17 protein-coding genes and 1 tRNA gene are annotated in these 16,595 nt (G+C 63.1%); 12 read left to right on the forward strand and 6 right to left on the reverse strand.

Going from position 1 to position 16,595, the window contains the following annotated elements; genetic code table 11:
* Nucleotides 1–22 precede the first annotated feature (22 nt).
* The 7 genes from hisD to IVB05_RS03490 all read left to right on the forward strand — a co-directional run bounded on the left by hisD (nucleotide 23) and on the right by IVB05_RS03490 (nucleotide 5,365).
* Nucleotides 23–1,318, forward strand: a complete 1,296-nt coding sequence (gene hisD, locus IVB05_RS03460) for a histidinol dehydrogenase (RefSeq protein ID WP_247783028.1) — start codon at nucleotides 23–25, stop codon at nucleotides 1,316–1,318.
* Nucleotides 1,315–1,818 (forward strand): UPF0262 family protein, encoded by a 504-nt coding sequence (locus IVB05_RS03465; protein WP_247783029.1) that lies wholly within the window; start codon nucleotides 1,315–1,317, stop codon nucleotides 1,816–1,818. The genes hisD and IVB05_RS03465 overlap by 4 nt, the downstream gene beginning before the upstream one ends.
* 86 nt (nucleotides 1,819–1,904) lie before the next feature.
* Entirely contained in the window at nucleotides 1,905–2,369 is a 465-nt protein-coding gene (locus IVB05_RS03470) for an arsenate reductase ArsC (RefSeq protein ID WP_247783030.1), read from the forward strand.
* Between the two features lie 268 nt (nucleotides 2,370–2,637).
* Nucleotides 2,638–4,050 (forward strand): amidase, encoded by a 1,413-nt coding sequence (locus IVB05_RS03475; RefSeq protein WP_247783031.1) that lies wholly within the window; start codon nucleotides 2,638–2,640, stop codon nucleotides 4,048–4,050.
* A gap of 265 nt (nucleotides 4,051–4,315) precedes the next feature.
* Entirely contained in the window at nucleotides 4,316–4,939 is a 624-nt protein-coding gene (locus tag IVB05_RS03480; protein ID WP_247783032.1) for a Maf-like protein, read from the forward strand.
* A complete protein-coding gene (yacG, locus tag IVB05_RS03485) occupies nucleotides 4,929–5,150 on the forward strand; it encodes a DNA gyrase inhibitor YacG (RefSeq protein WP_247783033.1) in 222 nt (73 codons plus the stop codon). The genes IVB05_RS03480 and yacG overlap by 11 nt, the downstream gene beginning before the upstream one ends.
* Nucleotides 5,151–5,289: 139 nt before the next feature.
* Nucleotides 5,290–5,365, forward strand: a tRNA-Phe gene (locus IVB05_RS03490).
* Nucleotides 5,366–5,838: 473 nt separating this feature from the next.
* Here IVB05_RS03490 and IVB05_RS03495 read toward each other — a convergent pair.
* The gene (locus IVB05_RS03495) at nucleotides 5,839–6,489 is read right to left on the reverse strand and encodes a hypothetical protein (protein ID WP_247783034.1); all 651 of its coding nucleotides are present in this window, start codon (nucleotides 6,487–6,489) and stop codon (nucleotides 5,839–5,841) included.
* Between the two features lie 478 nt (nucleotides 6,490–6,967).
* On the opposite strand from IVB05_RS03495, the gene IVB05_RS03500 reads away from it, so the two are divergent.
* The gene (locus IVB05_RS03500) at nucleotides 6,968–9,619 is read left to right on the forward strand and encodes an EAL domain-containing protein (protein WP_247783035.1); all 2,652 of its coding nucleotides are present in this window, start codon (nucleotides 6,968–6,970) and stop codon (nucleotides 9,617–9,619) included.
* A gap of 1,116 nt (nucleotides 9,620–10,735) precedes the next feature.
* On the opposite strand, the gene IVB05_RS03505 is transcribed toward IVB05_RS03500, so the two are convergent.
* Both IVB05_RS03505 and IVB05_RS03510 read right to left on the reverse strand, forming a co-directional pair.
* Nucleotides 10,736–11,020, reverse strand: coding sequence for a hypothetical protein (locus tag IVB05_RS03505; RefSeq protein ID WP_247783036.1), 285 nt, complete (start codon nucleotides 11,018–11,020; stop codon nucleotides 10,736–10,738).
* A gap of 146 nt (nucleotides 11,021–11,166) precedes the next feature.
* Nucleotides 11,167–11,637 carry a DUF892 family protein gene (locus tag IVB05_RS03510; protein ID WP_247783037.1) on the reverse strand — a complete coding sequence of 157 codons (471 nt, stop codon included), beginning with the start codon at nucleotides 11,635–11,637 and terminating at the stop codon, nucleotides 11,167–11,169.
* Nucleotides 11,638–11,839: 202 nt separating this feature from the next.
* On the opposite strand from IVB05_RS03510, the gene IVB05_RS03515 reads away from it, so the two are divergent.
* Nucleotides 11,840–12,028: a hypothetical protein gene (locus tag IVB05_RS03515; RefSeq protein WP_247783038.1), complete on the forward strand. Its 189-nt coding sequence runs from the start codon at nucleotides 11,840–11,842 to the stop codon at nucleotides 12,026–12,028.
* Nucleotides 12,029–12,352: 324 nt separating this feature from the next.
* The gene (locus tag IVB05_RS03520; protein ID WP_247783039.1) at nucleotides 12,353–12,643 is read left to right on the forward strand and encodes a hypothetical protein; all 291 of its coding nucleotides are present in this window, start codon (nucleotides 12,353–12,355) and stop codon (nucleotides 12,641–12,643) included.
* Between the two features lie 106 nt (nucleotides 12,644–12,749).
* On the opposite strand, the gene IVB05_RS03525 is transcribed toward IVB05_RS03520, so the two are convergent.
* From IVB05_RS03525 to IVB05_RS03535, 3 genes are all read right to left on the reverse strand, one after another.
* A complete protein-coding gene (locus tag IVB05_RS03525) occupies nucleotides 12,750–12,995 on the reverse strand; it encodes a PilZ domain-containing protein (RefSeq protein WP_247783040.1) in 246 nt (81 codons plus the stop codon).
* Nucleotides 12,996–13,114: 119 nt separating this feature from the next.
* Entirely contained in the window at nucleotides 13,115–14,137 is a 1,023-nt protein-coding gene (locus IVB05_RS03530) for an aldo/keto reductase (protein ID WP_247783041.1), read from the reverse strand.
* Between the two features lie 193 nt (nucleotides 14,138–14,330).
* A complete protein-coding gene (locus IVB05_RS03535; protein ID WP_247783042.1) occupies nucleotides 14,331–14,756 on the reverse strand; it encodes a PaaI family thioesterase in 426 nt (141 codons plus the stop codon).
* Nucleotides 14,757–14,832: 76 nt separating this feature from the next.
* Here IVB05_RS03535 and IVB05_RS03540 point away from each other — a divergent pair, with 76 nt between their 5' ends.
* Both IVB05_RS03540 and IVB05_RS03545 read left to right on the forward strand, forming a co-directional pair.
* Nucleotides 14,833–15,462, forward strand: coding sequence for a CoA pyrophosphatase (locus tag IVB05_RS03540; RefSeq protein ID WP_247783043.1), 630 nt, complete (start codon nucleotides 14,833–14,835; stop codon nucleotides 15,460–15,462).
* A 128-nt stretch (nucleotides 15,463–15,590) separates the two neighbouring features.
* Nucleotides 15,591–16,571, forward strand: a complete 981-nt coding sequence (locus IVB05_RS03545) for a tripartite tricarboxylate transporter substrate binding protein (protein WP_247783044.1) — start codon at nucleotides 15,591–15,593, stop codon at nucleotides 16,569–16,571.
* Nucleotides 16,572–16,595 lie beyond the last annotated feature (24 nt).

The raw sequence follows: 16,595 nt of genomic DNA on the forward strand, positions 1-16,595 counted from the left end.
CGCTGTCTCTCAGAAAGCCGCCATGCCCGTTCGCCTGGATACCAGCAGCGCCGATTTCGAGCCACGCTTCAAGCAATTCCTCGCCGCCAAACGCGAGGTTTCGGCCGATGTCGAGCGCGCCACCCGCGCCATTGTCGATGACGTGGCCGCGCGCGGTGACGCCGCCCTGCTCGAGGCGACCAGGAAATTCGACCGGCTCGACATCGCGGCCTCCGGCCTGCGCGTGACCGCGGCCGAGATCGATTCCGCGGTCGGGGCTTGCGACACCGCGACCGTCGATGCCCTGAAATTCGCCCGTGACCGGATAGAGGCATTTCACCAGCGGCAATTGCCGAAGGACGAGCGCTTCACCGATGCGCTGGGCGTCGAGCTCGGCTGGCGCTGGAGCGCGGTCGATGCGGTCGGCCTCTATGTGCCCGGCGGCACCGCCGCCTATCCGTCGTCGGTGCTGATGAATGCCGTTCCGGCCCGGGTCGCCGGCGTGCCGCGGGTCGTCATGGTGGTGCCGTCGCCGGACGCCAAGCTCAATCCGCTGGTGCTGGCGGCCGCACAGCTTGGCGGCGTGTCCGAAATCTACCGCGTCGGCGGCGCGCAGGCGGTGGCGGCACTCGCCTACGGCACGGCGACGATCGCGCCGGTGGCGAAAATCGTCGGCCCGGGCAATGCCTATGTCGCCGCCGCCAAGCGGCAGGTGTTCGGCAAGGTCGGCATCGACATGATCGCAGGTCCCTCGGAAGTGCTCGTCATCGCCGACGACACCGGCAATGCCGGCTGGATCGCCGCCGATCTGTTGGCGCAGGCCGAGCATGATGCGAGCGCGCAGTCGATCCTGATCACGGACAGCGCCCGGCTTGCCGCCGAGGTCGAAAGCGCGGTGGAGTCCCAGCTCAAAACACTGCCCCGCGCCGAGATCGCGCGGGCCTCGTGGAACGATTTCGGCGCCATCATCATGGTCAGCCACCTCGACCAGGCGGTCGAACTCGCCAACGCCATCGCCGCCGAACATCTGGAAATCATGACCGCGGATGCGGAAGGCTTGTCGGCAAAAGTCCGCAACGCCGGCGCGATCTTTCTTGGGCCCCATACGCCGGAAGCGATCGGCGATTACGTCGGCGGCTCCAATCACGTGCTGCCGACGGCGCGTTCGGCGCGGTTTTCGTCGGGGCTCGGCGTGCTAGACTTCATGAAGCGCACTTCGATTCTCAAATGCGGGCCGGACCAGTTGCGCGCGCTGGGGCCTGCCGCGATGACCTTGGGCAAGGCCGAGGGTTTGGACGCCCATTCACGCTCCGTCGGATTGCGCCTCAATTTGCCATGAACAAGCCGCCACCAGACGATGACCAGCACAACCGCATCGTCGCGGTGACGCTCGACGAGGAATCGATCGGGCGTTCCGGGCCCGATATCGAGCATGAGCGCGCGATTGCGATCTATGATCTGATCGAGCAGAACGTGTTTGCGCCCGAAGGGGCGGTGCAGGGGCCGTTCACGCTGCACCTTGCGATTACCGGCAACCGGCTGATGTTCGACATCCGCCGCGAGGATGCTACTCCCGTGGTGGCGCATCTGTTGTCGCTGACGCCGTTCCGGCGGATCGTGAAGGATTATTTCATGATCTGCGACAGCTACTACCAGGCGATCCGCACCGCCACGCCCGACAAGATCGAGGCGATCGACATGGGCCGCCGCGGTATCCATGACGAAGGCTCGCGCACGCTGCAGGAACGGCTGAAGGGCAAGGTAAGAATCGATTTCGAAACCTCCCGCCGCCTGTTCACGCTGATCTGCGTCCTGCACTGGAAGGGGCAGGACGGATGACCCCGAAAAGTGCGAAGCGGTTTTCGGATAGGGTCATGCGTAAAAGGGACGGCATGACGCCCTTTGCGGCAAGGATTACGTGACACATGGATGCGCCCCGCGCGCGCAATCCGCAGGCCGTGCTGTTTGCATGCGGCCTGAACAGCGTGCGTTCGCCGATGGCGGAGAGCCTGTTACGGCAGATGTTCCCGCAGGCGCTCTACGTAAAATCCGCCGGCGTCAGGAAGGGCGAGCTCGATCCGTTCGCGGTCGCTGTGATGGCCGAGCTCGGCCAGGACATTTCCGGCCACAAGCCGACGACGTTCGACGAGCTCGAGGACTGGGAAGGGCTCAATTTCGATCTCATCATCACGCTGTCGCCGGAAGCCCATCACAAGGCGCTGGAGCTGACGCGCACCATGGCCGCCGATGTCGAGTACTGGCCGACACCAGATCCGACCGGCATGGAAGGCAACCGCGAGCAGAAGCTGCAAGCCTATCGCGAGGTCTGCGACGGCCTGTCGATGCGCATCCGCCGCCGGTTTGCCAAGGCAGGCGCGGCGAGCGGGTAGTTTTTCTGTCGTTCCTGCGAAAGCAGGAACCCATACGCCGCGGCCGAGCGATTTAAGGCGGTGCCAGTCGCCTTGTCATTCCCACGACAACGGCCTGTGGTTATGGGCCCCTGCGTTCGCAGGGGCGACGGAGATAGCTGAGCTTCAACTTGGCGAGCGGCTGATCGCTGGTCATGCCGTCGACATCGGACAGGCGCGACATTACATTCGACCGACGGGCGGGAGCGTTGCGCGCGATTTCATCGCGCATGTCATGTTGGAGTGAGCGATGAGCGAGATCTGGCAACTCCCGGCCACTGAACTGGCGCTGCGCATTGCGCGGCGGCAATTGAGTTCGTCGGAGGTGGTAGACGCCCATCTGGCGCGTATCGATGCGGTGAACCCGGCGCTGAATGCCGTGGTGCGCGTGCTGGCCGACGAGGCCCGCGCGGCGGCCGTTGAGGCCGACCAGCGGCTGGCCTCCGGCGAAACAATTGGCCCGCTGCACGGCGTGCCTTTTACGGTGAAAGAAAACATCGACATGGCCGGCCTGCCCACCACCTGGGGCGTGCCCGCGCTGGCCAACGCGGTGGTGCCTGTTGATGCGCCGGTCGTCGAACGCATGCGCGCCGCCGGCGCGATACCGATCGCCCGCACCAACCTGCCTGACATGGCGCTGCGCGTGCATACTGATAGTTCGCTTCACGGCCTGACGCGAAATCCCTGGCATCCGGGGCGCACCGCGGGCGGCTCGAGCGGCGGCGAGGCGGCTGCGCTGGCCAGCGGCATGAGCCCGATCGGCCTTGGCAACGACATCGGCGGCTCGCTCCGAAATCCCGCGAACGCCTGCGGCATCGCCTCGATCCGTCCATCCGCCGGCCGCGTGCCCGAAGCGGGCTATGTGCCGGCCGAAGACCGTTTGCTGGCGGTGCAACTGATGAATGTGCAGGGGCCGATGGCCCGCCGCGTGGCGGATGTGCGTCTCGGCCTGCGTGTCCTCATGGGCGCGCATCCGCGCGATCCCTGGTCGATTGATGCCCCGTTCGAGGGACGAGCCTTGGCGCGGCCGGTTCGCGTGGCCGTGCTGCCCGAGCCACCCGGCGGCGGCACCGATCCAAAAGTGGCGGCCACGGTGCGGCGTGCCGCAGCAGCGCTGGCCGATGCTGGTTACGTCGTGGAAGAAGCCTGCCCGCCACGCTACGCCGACGCGATCGGCTGCTGGCGCCGCCTGATCATGGGTGATTTCGGCTCGGTGCTGAATTTGTTGGCCCCGATGATGGGCGCGGATGCGATGGCCTTCCTGAACAACTTCAATGAGGGCATACCGCCCCTGGCCGACGCGGCGTCATGGTCGCAATTGATGACTGAGCGCGACGGCATCGCGCGCGCATGGTCGACCTTCATGGCCGACCGGCCGCTGCTGCTGTCGCCGACCTGGACGCAATTGCCGTTCGAGCATGGTTTTGATTCGGCGACCCCTGCTGGCACGGCCGCGACCAAGGAGCTGATGCGCCCGGTGGTCCCGGCCAATCTGCTCGGCCTGCCGTCGGCATGCGTGCCGGCCGGGCGCGACGAGGCGACGGGGTTGCCGATCGGCGTGCTGATCACCGGGCCGCGGTTGCGCGAGGATTTGTGCTTGGAAGCGGCCGAGGCGATCGAGGCCCGCCTGGGCGTCGTGACGCCGATTAACCCGGTGCGCTGAGTGCCGCCGTGGGGGGCGGGGTGACTTCCCGTCGTTCCTGCGAAAGCAGGAACCCATACGCCGCGGCCGAGCGATTTAAGGCAGTGCCAAGTTCGTCTTGTCATTCCCATGACAACGGCCCGTGGTTATGGGTCCCTGCTTTCGCAGGGACGACGTAAGAATCGCCGTTCCCTCAATGACTTGTTCCCCGGTTGTGGAATGGAGTGCCTTCCGATAGGTTCCGCGCGCGCATCCCCATCCGAATCCAATCCCTGACACATCCCGCATGCTTGGCCGCCCCAAAATCGTTCTCGCTTCCGGTTCGCCGCGACGGCTCAGCCTGCTCAACCAGGCCGGCATCGAGCCCGACGCGCTGCGCCCGGCCGATGTTGACGAGACCCCGAAGCGGGGCGAGCTGCCGCGCGCCTGCGCCAATCGCCTTGCGCGCGCCAAGGCCGACGCGGCGCTGAAATCCGTCCAGCTCGATGACGAGCTGCGCGGCTCCTTCATCCTGGCCGCCGATACGGTGGTCGCGGTGGGCCGCCGCATCCTGCCGAAGGCCAATCTGGTGGATGAAGCCGCGCAGTGCCTGCGGCTGCTCTCGGGGCGCAATCACCGCGTCTACACGGCCATTTGCCTGGTGACGCCGAAGGAGGCGTTCCGCCAGCGCCTGATCGAAACCCGCGTCCGCTTCAAGCGGCTCAACGAGGACGACATCCAAGCCTATATCGGCTCCGGCGAATGGCGCGGCAAAGCCGGCGGTTACGCCGTGCAGGGCATCGCCGGATCGTTCGTGGTCAAGATGGTCGGCTCCTACACCAACGTCGTCGGCCTGCCGCTCTACGAATCGGTCACGCTATTGGGCGGCGAGGGCTTCCCGATCCGCTTCGGCTGGTTGAATGCCTCCTGATCCGCCCAAGGATACCGCCAAGCATGCCGGCGGGCCCAAGGACGCTGGCGGAAAGCCGCCACCAAAGCCCTGCCCGGAATGCGGCAAGCCGGCCAACCCAGCCACGCTGCCATTCTGTTCCCCGCGCTGCCGCGACGTCGACTTGAACCGCTGGCTATCGGGCAAGTACGTCATCCCCGGCCGCGACACTGACCCCGAAGACGCCGAATAGCCGTGTTTTGCCAAATATTTGGGGACGAGCTCGAATGCGGGCCGCGCCCAGCGAAGCCGAAGGCGAAGCTGGGTGGACATGACCGTCCGACCTCTCTATAAACCGCCCGCTCGCCCGGCCTTTGGGCTCTCGCGGGTATGCCCAGGTAGCTCAGTTGGTAGAGCATGCGACTGAAAATCGCAGTGTCGGTGGTTCGATCCCGCCCCTGGGCACCATCAAGCTCGGTAAGCTTTTATCGTCGCCGACGTGGTTTGTGTTTCGGAGGGTCCGTTCCGGTAATTGCCCGATACCACGCGGCGTCTGATTGCGCGAGCGCTCTGGCCGCGGCAAGATCCGATTGTGCACGATAGAACTGACTTAGGCCAAGGTAGCAATCGGTGCGTGCCGGTCCGCGAGGTATCGCTTCGCAGTTCACCTGCCCGCCCGCAGCGCCGGGAAGGGCCACCAGCAAGACTGCGACGACACTTGCGGCCCAAGGGGGCATACCGCCTCCAAGCCTGCCTTCACAGGCATGCCATCGAATTCAGTAAGAACTATACCGGCGCAGCGGAGCGATATCCGAGTTTTGGTTGTGCCGATCCCTGCATATCGCTTTATTCATGCGGGCTACTTGAGAAGGGTGTACGTCGCGTTTTGACCCCAGGCTAACATTGGTCGCGCCGCGATGGCCGCCAACTCCGTCCTCGCATCAATCGCGCAACAGCGCGGCCTCCCGAAGGGTTCGGCTCGAGACTAAGACGAAGACGAGCCCCAGCGCCATAAGCAACACGCCAAGCCAAGTTGCCATCCAACTCCGCCCGTCGGCTGCCTCGGCGATGGGAAAGGCGACCGGCGCGGCCGTAGGCACGGAGACGGCGACCGCGTCTCTAGCGGCCGGTGCGGCCGTCAGAAGCGTCTCCACGTCGACCTGGCGCGGCGTGCGGTGGTCGGGCGTGAGCCGATCGGTCTTGAGGTTTTCGATGGGGGCGGGCGGCACGAAGGCCGCGGCCCCCATAGTCAGGGCGGAAGCGGCATCAGCCATCTTGAGCTCGGGCGCGGGCCGCATCGGCTGAGACGTTTCCGCCGGTGCGGAGCGCAGCAGCTCCGCACGCGCATCCACGACCGCCTTCGGCTTGCGCCGCGCGACCTCGTTCTCCTCGGGAGCGGCGACGCGAGGCTTCGCGGCGCGATAACGAACCTGCTTCTTCACCGCGATCTCCTCAGCGGCCTGGAACCAGCATTTGCGGTGGCCATCAAAACGATAGACCCAGCGCTGGCCGGCCGCTGTCGACTTGCCGGGCCGCGACAGGCACTCCTCTTCCGCGGGAGCGGGGGTTTGCCGGGGAGCGACATTGAACAAGTCTGCAAAAGGATTCGAAGACGCAGGCGATGCCGAGAGACCTGCGAGAAGGACAAAAGCAGCGAAGCAAAATCGCAAATGACCGGACATGGAGACCCCCGGTGCTGCGCCCCCGCGGGCACGACCTTTTGCCGCGACCTAGGTCACAATGCGGCTCAAATCGGGCAACGCGGTGGATTCATTCTGGCCTTGAAACGAGATCCGGCCCGCATGCCGGTCCTCCCGGCCGGGCACACTGGAAACCCAGCTATCTCCGTGATCTTACGGGGGTTTAGACACAAACATTAAGCCCACACGAAACCAAAGCTTAAGGCTGCCGACCCTACTTTCTCAGGATTGCAAGATCTCGGCGATGCCCGGCTGCGTCCATGCGGACTTCGGGCGGTTTCAGGCGGAGATAGTTGGTGTCATATTTGACGGCGTTGCGATGCTCTGAGCGCGTCACTCTGCGGTTCCGGCTTGCGGGGAATCGCGCGCCGTGATTCACGCCCGCAAAATCGTCCGCAAAGCCACAAAGGCAATCCTGCGAAATGCCCCGCTGCAGATCGCGCTGTTCTTTTTGCCGCTTGTGTGGATCGGCTACTTCGCGATCACGTCTTCGGAACGGGTGGAAGCGCTGCAGCAGGCGCGGGCTCACGGAAACAGTGTCGCCGAATTGTTTGAGGAAAATACCGAGCGGATATTCGAAAGGGTAGATCAGTCACTGCGGGTCGCGCGGGCGCTTTACGTGCAGAATCCGGACACCTTCAGCCTGAAATTCTGGGCCGATAAAGCCCAGATGGCCAGCGGCGACGTGGTTCAGTTCTCGCTGATCGGACGGGACGGCTATTTGTTCGATACGACGACCGCCTACTCCGGCCCGCCGATGTATCTCGGGGACCGGGAGCACTTCATCAAGGTGATGGAGATGGCCGAAGATCGGCTTTATGTCGCAAAGCCGGTGCTCGGGCGGGCATCGAACAAATGGACCATCCAGCTCGCAAGAAAACTGTTCGACAACGACAGAAAGCCGGCGGGCGTCGTTGTGGGCTCGATCAGTGTGGACCTGATTGGCAGGTTCTACGACACCGCAAAGCTCGGTATCGGAGGAACCCTTGTTCTCAGAAATGCCGACTACATCGTGCTCGCCGCGCGGGGAATAGACCAAAGCACAGTGCTGGCACAGCGCAGTCCCGGCCACGTTGAAGGCGAGTTACGGGACAGCTCCCATAGCCAATATTGGAATTGGGGCCGGAGCGAAGGTCGCCCGAACCGGAGCAACAGATTGGTCACCGCGCGCAGATCGCACGCTTTTCCGCTGATCTTTACCGCCGGCATTTCGGAGCAGGAGATCTATTCGCGCGCTCAATCCAGGCAGAAAATCTATCTCGGCGGAGCGCTTCTGCTCACCTTCATCATCCTGGTGGCGACCGCGCTCCACTGGCGAAGACAGAAGGCTCTCTACGCCGCACAGCGCGAATTGCGCGACTCCGTGAGCAAGTTCGAGGATGCGCTGCGAAACCTGCCGCAAGGGCTGAGCATGTTCGATGGTCAGGATCGCCTGATCGCGTTCAACCGGCAATGGCTCGACGCCTATGGGCTTTCGCCGGACGACGTTCGGATCGGCATGAATTTCCGGGAGGTGTTTGCAAAGCAGGAAGCCGTGCGCGATCTCGATGCCTATCTGGCCGACCTGAACGACCGGCTCGCCAAATCGGAACAGACCTCGAATACGGTGCAGTTTCCGGACGGGCGCGTCATCTATATTTCCTATGGACGGCGCGAGAGCGGTGGCTGGGTTGCGACGCATGAAGACATCACCGAACGCAAGGCTTCCGAGGACCGTATCGAGAGGCTGGCTCACTATGACAGCCTGACCGGCCTTGCGAATCGTAACCTGTTCAAGGGGTCCCTTGACGAAGCGCTGGACAAGTATTTTCTGCACAATGCGCCGTTCGCCGTGCTCCTGCTGGATCTCGACAAGTTCAAGTCCGTCAACGACGCTCTCGGTCACCAGTGCGGCGATAAGCTTCTCAAGCACGTCGCTGCTCGAATCAGGGCGCAGGTCCGCGACGTCGATACGGCGGCCCGGATCGGCGGTGACGAGTTTGCGCTGATCGTGGTGCCGGGGCCGTCCGCGCTGCAGGACGGCGCCGCAACACTCGCCGCGCGGCTGGTACAGGCAATTGCCGAGCCCTATGAAATAGACGGCCACCCGGTCGCGATCGGATGCAGCATCGGTGTCGCCGTAGTGCCCGAGCATGGCACGCGCGTCGATGAAATTCTTCGCAATGCCGATCTTGCGCTCTACAAGTCGAAGAATGACGGTCGAAACTGTTTCAATTTCTACTCGCCGGAGCTCAAGGCCGAAGCCGACCAGCGCGACATCCTTGAAATCGAGCTTCGCGAGGCGATCTGGCGCGAAGAGATTGAGGTGTTCTATCAGCCCGTGTTCGAGCTCGGCACGGGCCGCGCGACGTCGGTCGAGGCCCTGGCGCGCTGGCGCCACAGGACCAGAGGCTTGATCCCGCCCGCTGAATTCATTCCGCTTGCGGAAGAGAGCGGGCTGATCGGCGAGCTCGGCAATCTGGTGCTCGCCAAGGCGTGTCGCCATGCCGTGATGCTGCCGGATGATATCAAGGTTGCGGTCAACCTGTCTGCCCTGCAATTTGCGAACGGCAATCTCGTCGATTCCGTGATGGACGCGTTGGCAGGCAGCGGACTTGCCGAGACACGGCTGGAGCTCGAGATCACCGAGAGCGTCTTTCTGGCTGACAGCCAGGAAAATCTCAGGACGCTCGAACGCCTGAAGAGGCTTGGCGTTTCCATTGCGCTGGACGATTTCGGCGTCGGCTATTCGTCACTGTCTTATCTGACCGCTTTTCCGTTCGACAAGGTCAAGATCGACAAGTCCTTCATCGACAGGATCGGTCGCTCCGAGACCGTTGCCGTCCTCGGATCGATCGTCCAGCTTGCGAAGACGTTGAACCTCTCGATCGTCGCTGAAGGCGTCGAGACATACGAACAGGTCGAAAAGATCCGCTCGCTCGGAATTGCCCTGGGCCAGGGTTATTTGTTCAGCAAGCCCGTGCCGTTCGGCGAATTGTTGCTGCAAGTCCATTCCGAGAGCGACCGCCAAGCCGTAGCCTAGCACTGCTGCCGGCTGATTTGCCTGAAGCGCAAGGACAGATTGCCGCTCGCGGGTGCGACCCATTGGCACGACGGGCAAATCAGCAAAAGCTGTCCAGCCCCTTCACGAAAAATATTCCGCTTCACGCGCAACCCAAATCAACGCCATAACTCCGCGCATCTCATCCACCAAAGGGGCGTTGGCCACGTCACGAACGCGCGGTGAGATGCGGTGGACGCGAATGGCGCAGCTGACGTTGGCGCCTGACGCGGACGGCGAAGTCGTGTGGTTCTGACGCCGCGGTGCTGGCGTCAAGCTCGTGAGAAGCAAGCTTCTTGGGGGCGACGGTGGCAAAAGAGCCGTTCACCGGGAAGAGCACGAAGTAAGCCGTAACCCATCGCGCAGGGAAAGCCGGGATGCCTCCGCTGGACCTGTATGCTCGTGTGAGTCTTCTTATGCGCAAATTGCACACGAGACCGCGGGTGCAGCGTGCACCCGGCTTTCCCTGCGCCCTTTGTTTTTGTGGAGGGCGGAAGCTTAAGCAAAGCTCGGGCGCTTCATGCCGCGAGAACGCCGACGCATACCCTCTCGCTGTTTGACAGTTGAATCCGAACGATGACCTCGTAACGAGGGGGCGTGACGTGGATGGACCAATCGCATTTCCGGCTTCAGTGGCCGCCTCGTCAATGGCGGCAAGCATGTGAGCCAGTTCATATCCGGTTGCGATCGAAAAACGCTTAAATTGCGAACAAAGTAAGATGCCACAGGAGGTTGCCATGTGTCTCTGTAGCCTGATGATCGCATCCGCATGCGTCTTTGCCTTTTCTGGCTTTGCCGGCACCGCTTCAGCGCAGGACGGGCCCCTGCAGAACACGGATCGGCCGGGCAGTGATTTCCGCAACATCGCCCTCAGGGGCAATTCGGGAGCTTGTGGGGAACTCTGCCGCACGACACGCGGCTGCCGCGCATGGACGTTCGTCAAACCCGGCATCCAGGGGGCATCTGCCCGTTGCTGGCTGAAGAGCGTGGTCCCCGCCGCCGTCCGCAACTCGTGCTGCACGTCTGGCGTGGTTAGAATAATTGACTGACCTACCTTTCCCAAGGAGATCAGTCCCCCAACATGCGCACCGCAATTTGCTACATCTGAATATCGGGCCTGAAGATGGCCCGAACCGTCCATTTCATCTGCGGCTGACTTTGTCTGACGCAGAAACGGCCGTCGACAACGGGCACTTTGATAATCGAAGCACGCTTGTTGCCGCAGCAATGTTGGAGGCTGTCAGGGAAACCCGGCTGGTAGATGTAGAAGCGGGCATAGAAAGGTTCAACGGTGACCATCAGGTCGATCGAATTCATGCCGCGCGGAATCTTGTCGCGCAGGTCAACCAGTCGGTCGCCGGGATTGCAGGTCACGGCGGCCATGATCAGGAGCCAATTCATCCCGACAGAGTAAGCCATTTCGTGCAGAGCAAAAGACCGCCCAAGGGCGGTCTCCCTGCAGTTCTGTCAGGGACGATCAGGCTGCACGGATCGCAGCGTCATATGCCCGTGCGCGTACTTGCCAGCGATTACGCCGCCAGCGCGTCCGGATTGACTTCGCCCTTGGCGATGTCGGTGAGAATGGCGTCGGCCTCTTTCTCTTCCAAAAGGCTGTCGTGCAACAGCATCTGGTCATCACGCAGGTCGAGCTGGCCGGCAAGTGCGGCGGCCGAGCCGTAGGCGGCGATCTCGTAGTGCTCGAGTTTCTGGGCGGATGCGATCAGGCCCGCATCGCGAAGATCATCTCCCTCCAGGATGGCGAGCATCTTGCGGGTTTCGCGGATGAGCGCCTGCATGGCCTGATCGACATGCGCCGCCGGGTCGGCGCCGTGGTTGCGAAGGATGCTGATAAGGCGTTCCTTCTGCCGCATTGTCTCCGCATGATGGTCCACCAGGGCATCCTTCAACGCCGGGTGGGACGCGGCTGCCGCCATGCGCAACAGCGCTTCCGAAAGCTGCTCCTCGACACTCACCAGTTCCTGAAGCTCGGCGAGGTACATGTCCTTGAAATTGCTGATTTCCATGACGAAATCCTTTTGTAGGATGTGTACGAGACTTCCGGGCGCGTCGCTGATTTTCGGAAGGGCCGGCACGAGCCCGGCTGCTTTTTCGCTTTCGAGGCCCCGCGATGTCTTTTCAACGAGACCGCGGCGCATCTGGTTCCGGGGCGTGGGCAAGGAGTCTTGGGCCAGGAGGTGTTCGATGACGGAATGGTATTTTGTCTGGGTCGAAGGTCTGCGCGGGCCCGTGCCGCAGAAATGGTCGTCGGATGGGCTTTGGGGGCAGGTCGGCCGTCAGGATGTCATCGTTCGTTTCGCGCTGAGCGATGCGGAGGCGCATCTGTCGCTCGACGAATTGGCGAGGCTGCATCCCATTCCCGACGGGAGATAGCCGGCCGCGCCGTTGCCGGCGCGTTCCGCAGGGTTCCGTGCGGTCGTCGCAGGATTTCGAACATGCTTTTCTGCGGAACATTGCGAATTTATTTTCGTTGCCGGGTTGTACGGGCGCAAAGAGGCACCACTGTCCCGTGCTCAGTTCGCGCTGCTCGCGGATTGAAGGAGAACTTGCGAACCAGCGCACTGTGCTGGTGGGGACGAGCGATCAGGATCCGACACCCTTGACGCCTTTCGTATCCTTCGCAGGAAGCAGCCGCGTGCGGTCCTAGCCGCCTACGCGGTCCTCAACCAACCAGGAAGCCAAGTGAAGGAGTCGTGCATGAAATTGAACTCGGCACAGGTGGAACGCGCCTTGAAGCAATTCGAAGCCCAGGCGCTTCCCGAGGATCATCCGGTGGTCCCGCAACTGGCCAGCATGTTCGGGGAACATACGTTCTTCCTCGACAGCGGCGGGCTCAATGTCCTGGAACCGACCGAGGCTTCCCAGCCGGAAGCGCCCGTCGGCATGATCGTAAACCTTGCCTATTGGAGCGATGAGACACTGACGAAACTGTCGCCGCACGAGCCGGAGCCCACTGGCGTTATCGTCAGCCTCGAATCCAGACACTGACGCTTGAAACTGAGAGGAGCGATCATTTCGCGGCGGGTCCGGTCACGACGTATCAGGCCGGATCCGCTGCGATCTATCAGGTCCGCCTGCGGTGCGGCCGCGCCGTTCAGGTTTCGAAATGAACCCCGATCCGCTTCTCTTTTCGCCAGACGACGCGACACGGCAGATGGAGGTGGTCGGATTCGATCACCAGTGTGAAGCGTTCGGGAATGCCGACGGGGGAAATCACCTCGAGTGCGGCGCCGGTTTCGGAAAGATTGCGGATTGTGCAATCGAAGGCAGCGCCGCCGCCAAACGAAATCCTGCCCGCCTTCAACAACCGCCGCCGTGGTGCTTCTCTGTGCTCGTCCACCACATGGACCTCCGCCTGAACGGGGGAGTTTCGACGCGCGAGGTTACTATCCCGTTAAGGTATGCTCCAGCAATTATGCAACGAAAGGTGGTGGTGTGCCGCAGGGCCGTTCCGTTCGTTCATCGGGCAGCGTCATCCGTCCGGGCCCGCCGTCCCTCGATCGGATAGGCCGGGTCATTGAACCCCGGCGTCGAGGGGTGGCCGCTCACCACGAGTTGATCGATCAGCGCCTCGTCCTCGGCAGTGAAGCGATAGTCGAGCGCCTTCAGGTAATCGTCCCATTGCTCCTCGGTGCGCGGGCCCGCGATCACCGCCGAGACGAACGACGAATTCAGCACCCATGACACCGCGAACTGCCCGGCGGTGATGCCGCGGGCCTCGGCGTGCCGCCTGATCTCCTGGGCGAGCTGCAGCGATTCCGGCCGCCATTCGGTCTGCATCATGCGCTTGTCGGCGCGGCCGGCGCGCGTCTCCTTGTCGGGTGCCGCATCCGGCTTGTACTTGCCGGTCAGCACGCCGCGCGCCAACGGGCTATAGGGCACGATGCCGAGGCCGTAATAGCCGCAGGCCGGGAAATGCTCGACCTCGGGCATGCGGTTCATGGCATTGTAGTAGGGCTGGCTGACGATCGGGCGGTCGATGCCGTTGCTGTCGCAGATGTTGCAGATCTCGGCGACGCGCCAGGCGCGGTAGTTCGAGACGCCGAAATACCGGATCTTGCCCTGCCGCATCAGGTCGCCGATAGCGCGCACCGTCTCCTCCAGCGGCGTCGCGTGGTCCTCCTTGTGCAGGTAATAGATGTCGATGAAGTCGGTGCCGAGCCGCTTCAGGCTTTCGTCCGCGGCCTGCAGCACCCAGCGCCGCGACAGCCCGCCGCGATTGGGGTCGTCGCCGATCTGGTTGGCGAGCTTTGTCGCCAGAATCCAGTTGTGCCTGTTGTTCGAGATGGCGCGGCCGACCACCTGCTCGGACTGGCCGCCATTATAGGCATCCGCAGAGTCGATGAAGTTGATGCCGGCCTCGCGTGCTTTCGCCACGATCCGCGTCGACGTCGCCTCGTCGGTCGGGCCGCCGAACATCATGGTGCCCAGACAGATCGGCGAAATCTTCAGGCCGCTGCGGCCAAGTTGGCGGTACTGCATGGGGTGGTCCTCCATATTTGTTGCATTCCCTCCCTCTCCCCGTTCTTCACGGGGTCGAGACGAGCGAAGCTCGCTCTTAGAGGGTCGGGGTGAGGGGCTCTCTCCACAGGTGGACTCGCTGAGAGAGCCCCTCACCCGGCGCTTTGCGCCGACCTCTCCCCGCAAGAGCGGGGCGAGGTAAGAAAAAAACGCCTCAGCTCTCGTTCTTCAGTATCTTGAACACGCCGCTCGCCATCGCGATACAGCGTTTGTCGACGGTGACCTCGGTGGTGATGAAAATGAGGCTGCGGGTGGAGCGCACCACGTGCGGCTTCGACACCAAAACCTCGCCGATCTTGCCGGCTTCCACAAAGTGCGTATCGAGCTGCACGGTCGCCAGCGTCGGCTTGCCCGAGATGAAGCGGGCGGTCATGCCGCAGGTCCGATCCGCAAAAGTCATGATCACGCCGCCCTGCACCAGGCCGCGGCGGTTGTGATGCTTGTCCTCGGTAGCAAGCGCGTATTCGTGGGTGCCGTCGACCACGCGCTGCCATAGCGGGCCGATCAGGTGCAGGAAACCTGACGTTTCGACGATCTTCCAGCCGTCGGATTTGCGTTTGTCCGCGGCCTTGGCTGTCATGCTGTGCTTTCCGTTGCGGGTTGTCATGCTGTCCGGGGTCATTTCATCTGATGCGCTTGTGTTGTAGTCAAGCGGGATGGCCCGGTCATTTGACGATACCACAAGGCGGAATATCGCAGAGCTTTGCTCGGCATTCACGCGGACTTCATCCGGTGAGGCGGTGGCTGGGCTGAAACGCGCTGCCGTAGCCATCGCGCTGACGGAAGCGGAGGCCGGCGGTGGCACGACGTTTCTGCTGACCCTCCGCGCCGCGACCTTGCGTTCGCACGCCGCCCAATGGGCGCTGCCGGGCGGGCGCTGCGACCATGGCGAGACGCAGGCGCAGGCCGCGTTGCGCGAGCTTCACGAAGAACTCGGCGTTAGTCTCGGTGAGAGCGATGTGCTCGGCCTGCTCGACGATTACCCGACGCGATCAGGCTATCTCATTACGCCTGTGGTCGTCTGGGTGAGCACCAGCGCCGATTTCGTGCCCAACCCCGCGGAGGTCGCCTCGGTGCATCGCGTAGCCCTCGCCGATATCGAACGAAACGACGCCTTCAGCTTCACCACGATCCCCGAAAGCACGCGGCGCGTGATCCGCTTCCGCCATGCCGGTCAGCACATCCACGCGCCGACGGCGGCGCTGATCTATCAGTTTGCCGAAGTGCTGGCGGGAAGAAACACGCGCGTTGCGGAGCTGGAACAGCCGGTATTTGCGTGGAGGTAGGCGTTGTGAACAAGCGCATCCATCTCACCATGTGAGATGAATTGATGGTTCGTCAACTTGCGAATACGGATCGTTTCAGCGACGATGGCCGCACCAACAATAAGAACAGTTTTGGGAGCGCGCGCATCATGTCCATGTGGATCAAGAGCTTTTGTGTCGTCGCCGCACTGCTTGGTGTGAACGCAGCGATCGATTCAGCGCAAGCGCAAAACTATCCGGCACGCGCGATCACGCTGGTCATTCCATTCGCACCCGGCGGCAGCACCTCGATCGTCGGCCGCGCCATTGCCGACAAGATGAGCGAAGTGCTCGGCGAGAAGGTCGTGGTCGACAATCGCCCCGGCGCGGGCGGCACGGTCGGCACCAAGGCCGTCGCCAAAAGCGATCCCGACGGTTACACGCTGCTGCTGGGCTACACCGGCACGCTCGCGATTGGTCCCTCGCTCTACAGGAATCCCGGCTACGATCCGCGCAAGGATTTTGCGCCGATCGGCATGATCGGCAACGCGCCGAATTCGCTGGTCGTGCATCCGTCATTCCCCGCGAAGAGCGTCGCCGAACTGATCGCCTATGCGAAGGCCAATCCCGGCAAGGTCAATTTCGGCTCGGCCGGCGCCGGTACCGCCAGCCACATCACCGGCGAATATTTCGCCCGCGCCGCTGGCATCAAGCTCGTGCACATCCCCTACAAGGGCACCGGCCCGGCGCTGACCGATCTGCTCGGCGGCCACATCCCGATGGCGTTCGCGCCGATTCCGGCCTCGCACGCCAATGTCTCCGCCGGCAAGCTGCGCGCGCTTGCGGTCACCAGCCTCACCCGTTCGGGCCTGTTGCCCGACGTGCCGACGATGATGGAAGCGGGTTTGTCCAGCTTCGACGCTTCGCTCTATTACGGCCTTGTCGCGCCCGCCGGCACGCCGCGGCCGATCATCGACAAGCTCAACAAGGCGCTGCGCGACGCGCTCGCTTCCGACGAGGTGAAGAAGCAGTTGGGCAATGACGGCACCGAGATCACGCCCGGCGCGCCGGAAGACTATGCCGACTTCATCGACAAGGATGAGAAGAAGTGGTCGCTTCTTGTGAAGACCAGCGGCGTCGAGCAGGAGTAGGGGCTTCTTTCTTCCCTTCTCCCC

Origin of the sequence: Bradyrhizobium sp. 170, from assembly GCF_023101085.1 — a bacterium.
In the GTDB taxonomy this organism is placed as follows: Bacteria; Pseudomonadota; Alphaproteobacteria; order Rhizobiales; family Xanthobacteraceae; genus Bradyrhizobium.

Coding starts and splice junctions, on each gene's coding strand:
- hisD (WP_247783028.1), top strand. CDS start 23: ATGCCCGTTCGCCTGGATACCAGCAGCGCCGATTTCGAGCCACGCTTC.
- IVB05_RS03465 (WP_247783029.1), top strand. CDS start 1,315: ATGAACAAGCCGCCACCAGACGATGACCAGCACAACCGCATCGTCGCG.
- IVB05_RS03470 (WP_247783030.1), top strand. CDS start 1,905: ATGGATGCGCCCCGCGCGCGCAATCCGCAGGCCGTGCTGTTTGCATGC.
- IVB05_RS03475 (WP_247783031.1), top strand. CDS start 2,638: ATGAGCGAGATCTGGCAACTCCCGGCCACTGAACTGGCGCTGCGCATT.
- IVB05_RS03480 (WP_247783032.1), top strand. CDS start 4,316: ATGCTTGGCCGCCCCAAAATCGTTCTCGCTTCCGGTTCGCCGCGACGG.
- yacG (WP_247783033.1), top strand. CDS start 4,929: ATGCCTCCTGATCCGCCCAAGGATACCGCCAAGCATGCCGGCGGGCCC.
- IVB05_RS03505 (WP_247783036.1), bottom strand. CDS start 11,020: ATGGCCGCCGTGACCTGCAATCCCGGCGACCGACTGGTTGACCTGCGC.
- IVB05_RS03510 (WP_247783037.1), bottom strand. CDS start 11,637: ATGTACCTCGCCGAGCTTCAGGAACTGGTGAGTGTCGAGGAGCAGCTT.
- IVB05_RS03515 (WP_247783038.1), top strand. CDS start 11,840: ATGACGGAATGGTATTTTGTCTGGGTCGAAGGTCTGCGCGGGCCCGTG.
- IVB05_RS03520 (WP_247783039.1), top strand. CDS start 12,353: ATGAAATTGAACTCGGCACAGGTGGAACGCGCCTTGAAGCAATTCGAA.
- IVB05_RS03530 (WP_247783041.1), bottom strand. CDS start 14,137: ATGCAGTACCGCCAACTTGGCCGCAGCGGCCTGAAGATTTCGCCGATC.
- IVB05_RS03535 (WP_247783042.1), bottom strand. CDS start 14,756: ATGACAGCCAAGGCCGCGGACAAACGCAAATCCGACGGCTGGAAGATC.
- IVB05_RS03540 (WP_247783043.1), top strand. CDS start 14,833: ATGGCCCGGTCATTTGACGATACCACAAGGCGGAATATCGCAGAGCTT.
- IVB05_RS03545 (WP_247783044.1), top strand. CDS start 15,591: ATGTCCATGTGGATCAAGAGCTTTTGTGTCGTCGCCGCACTGCTTGGT.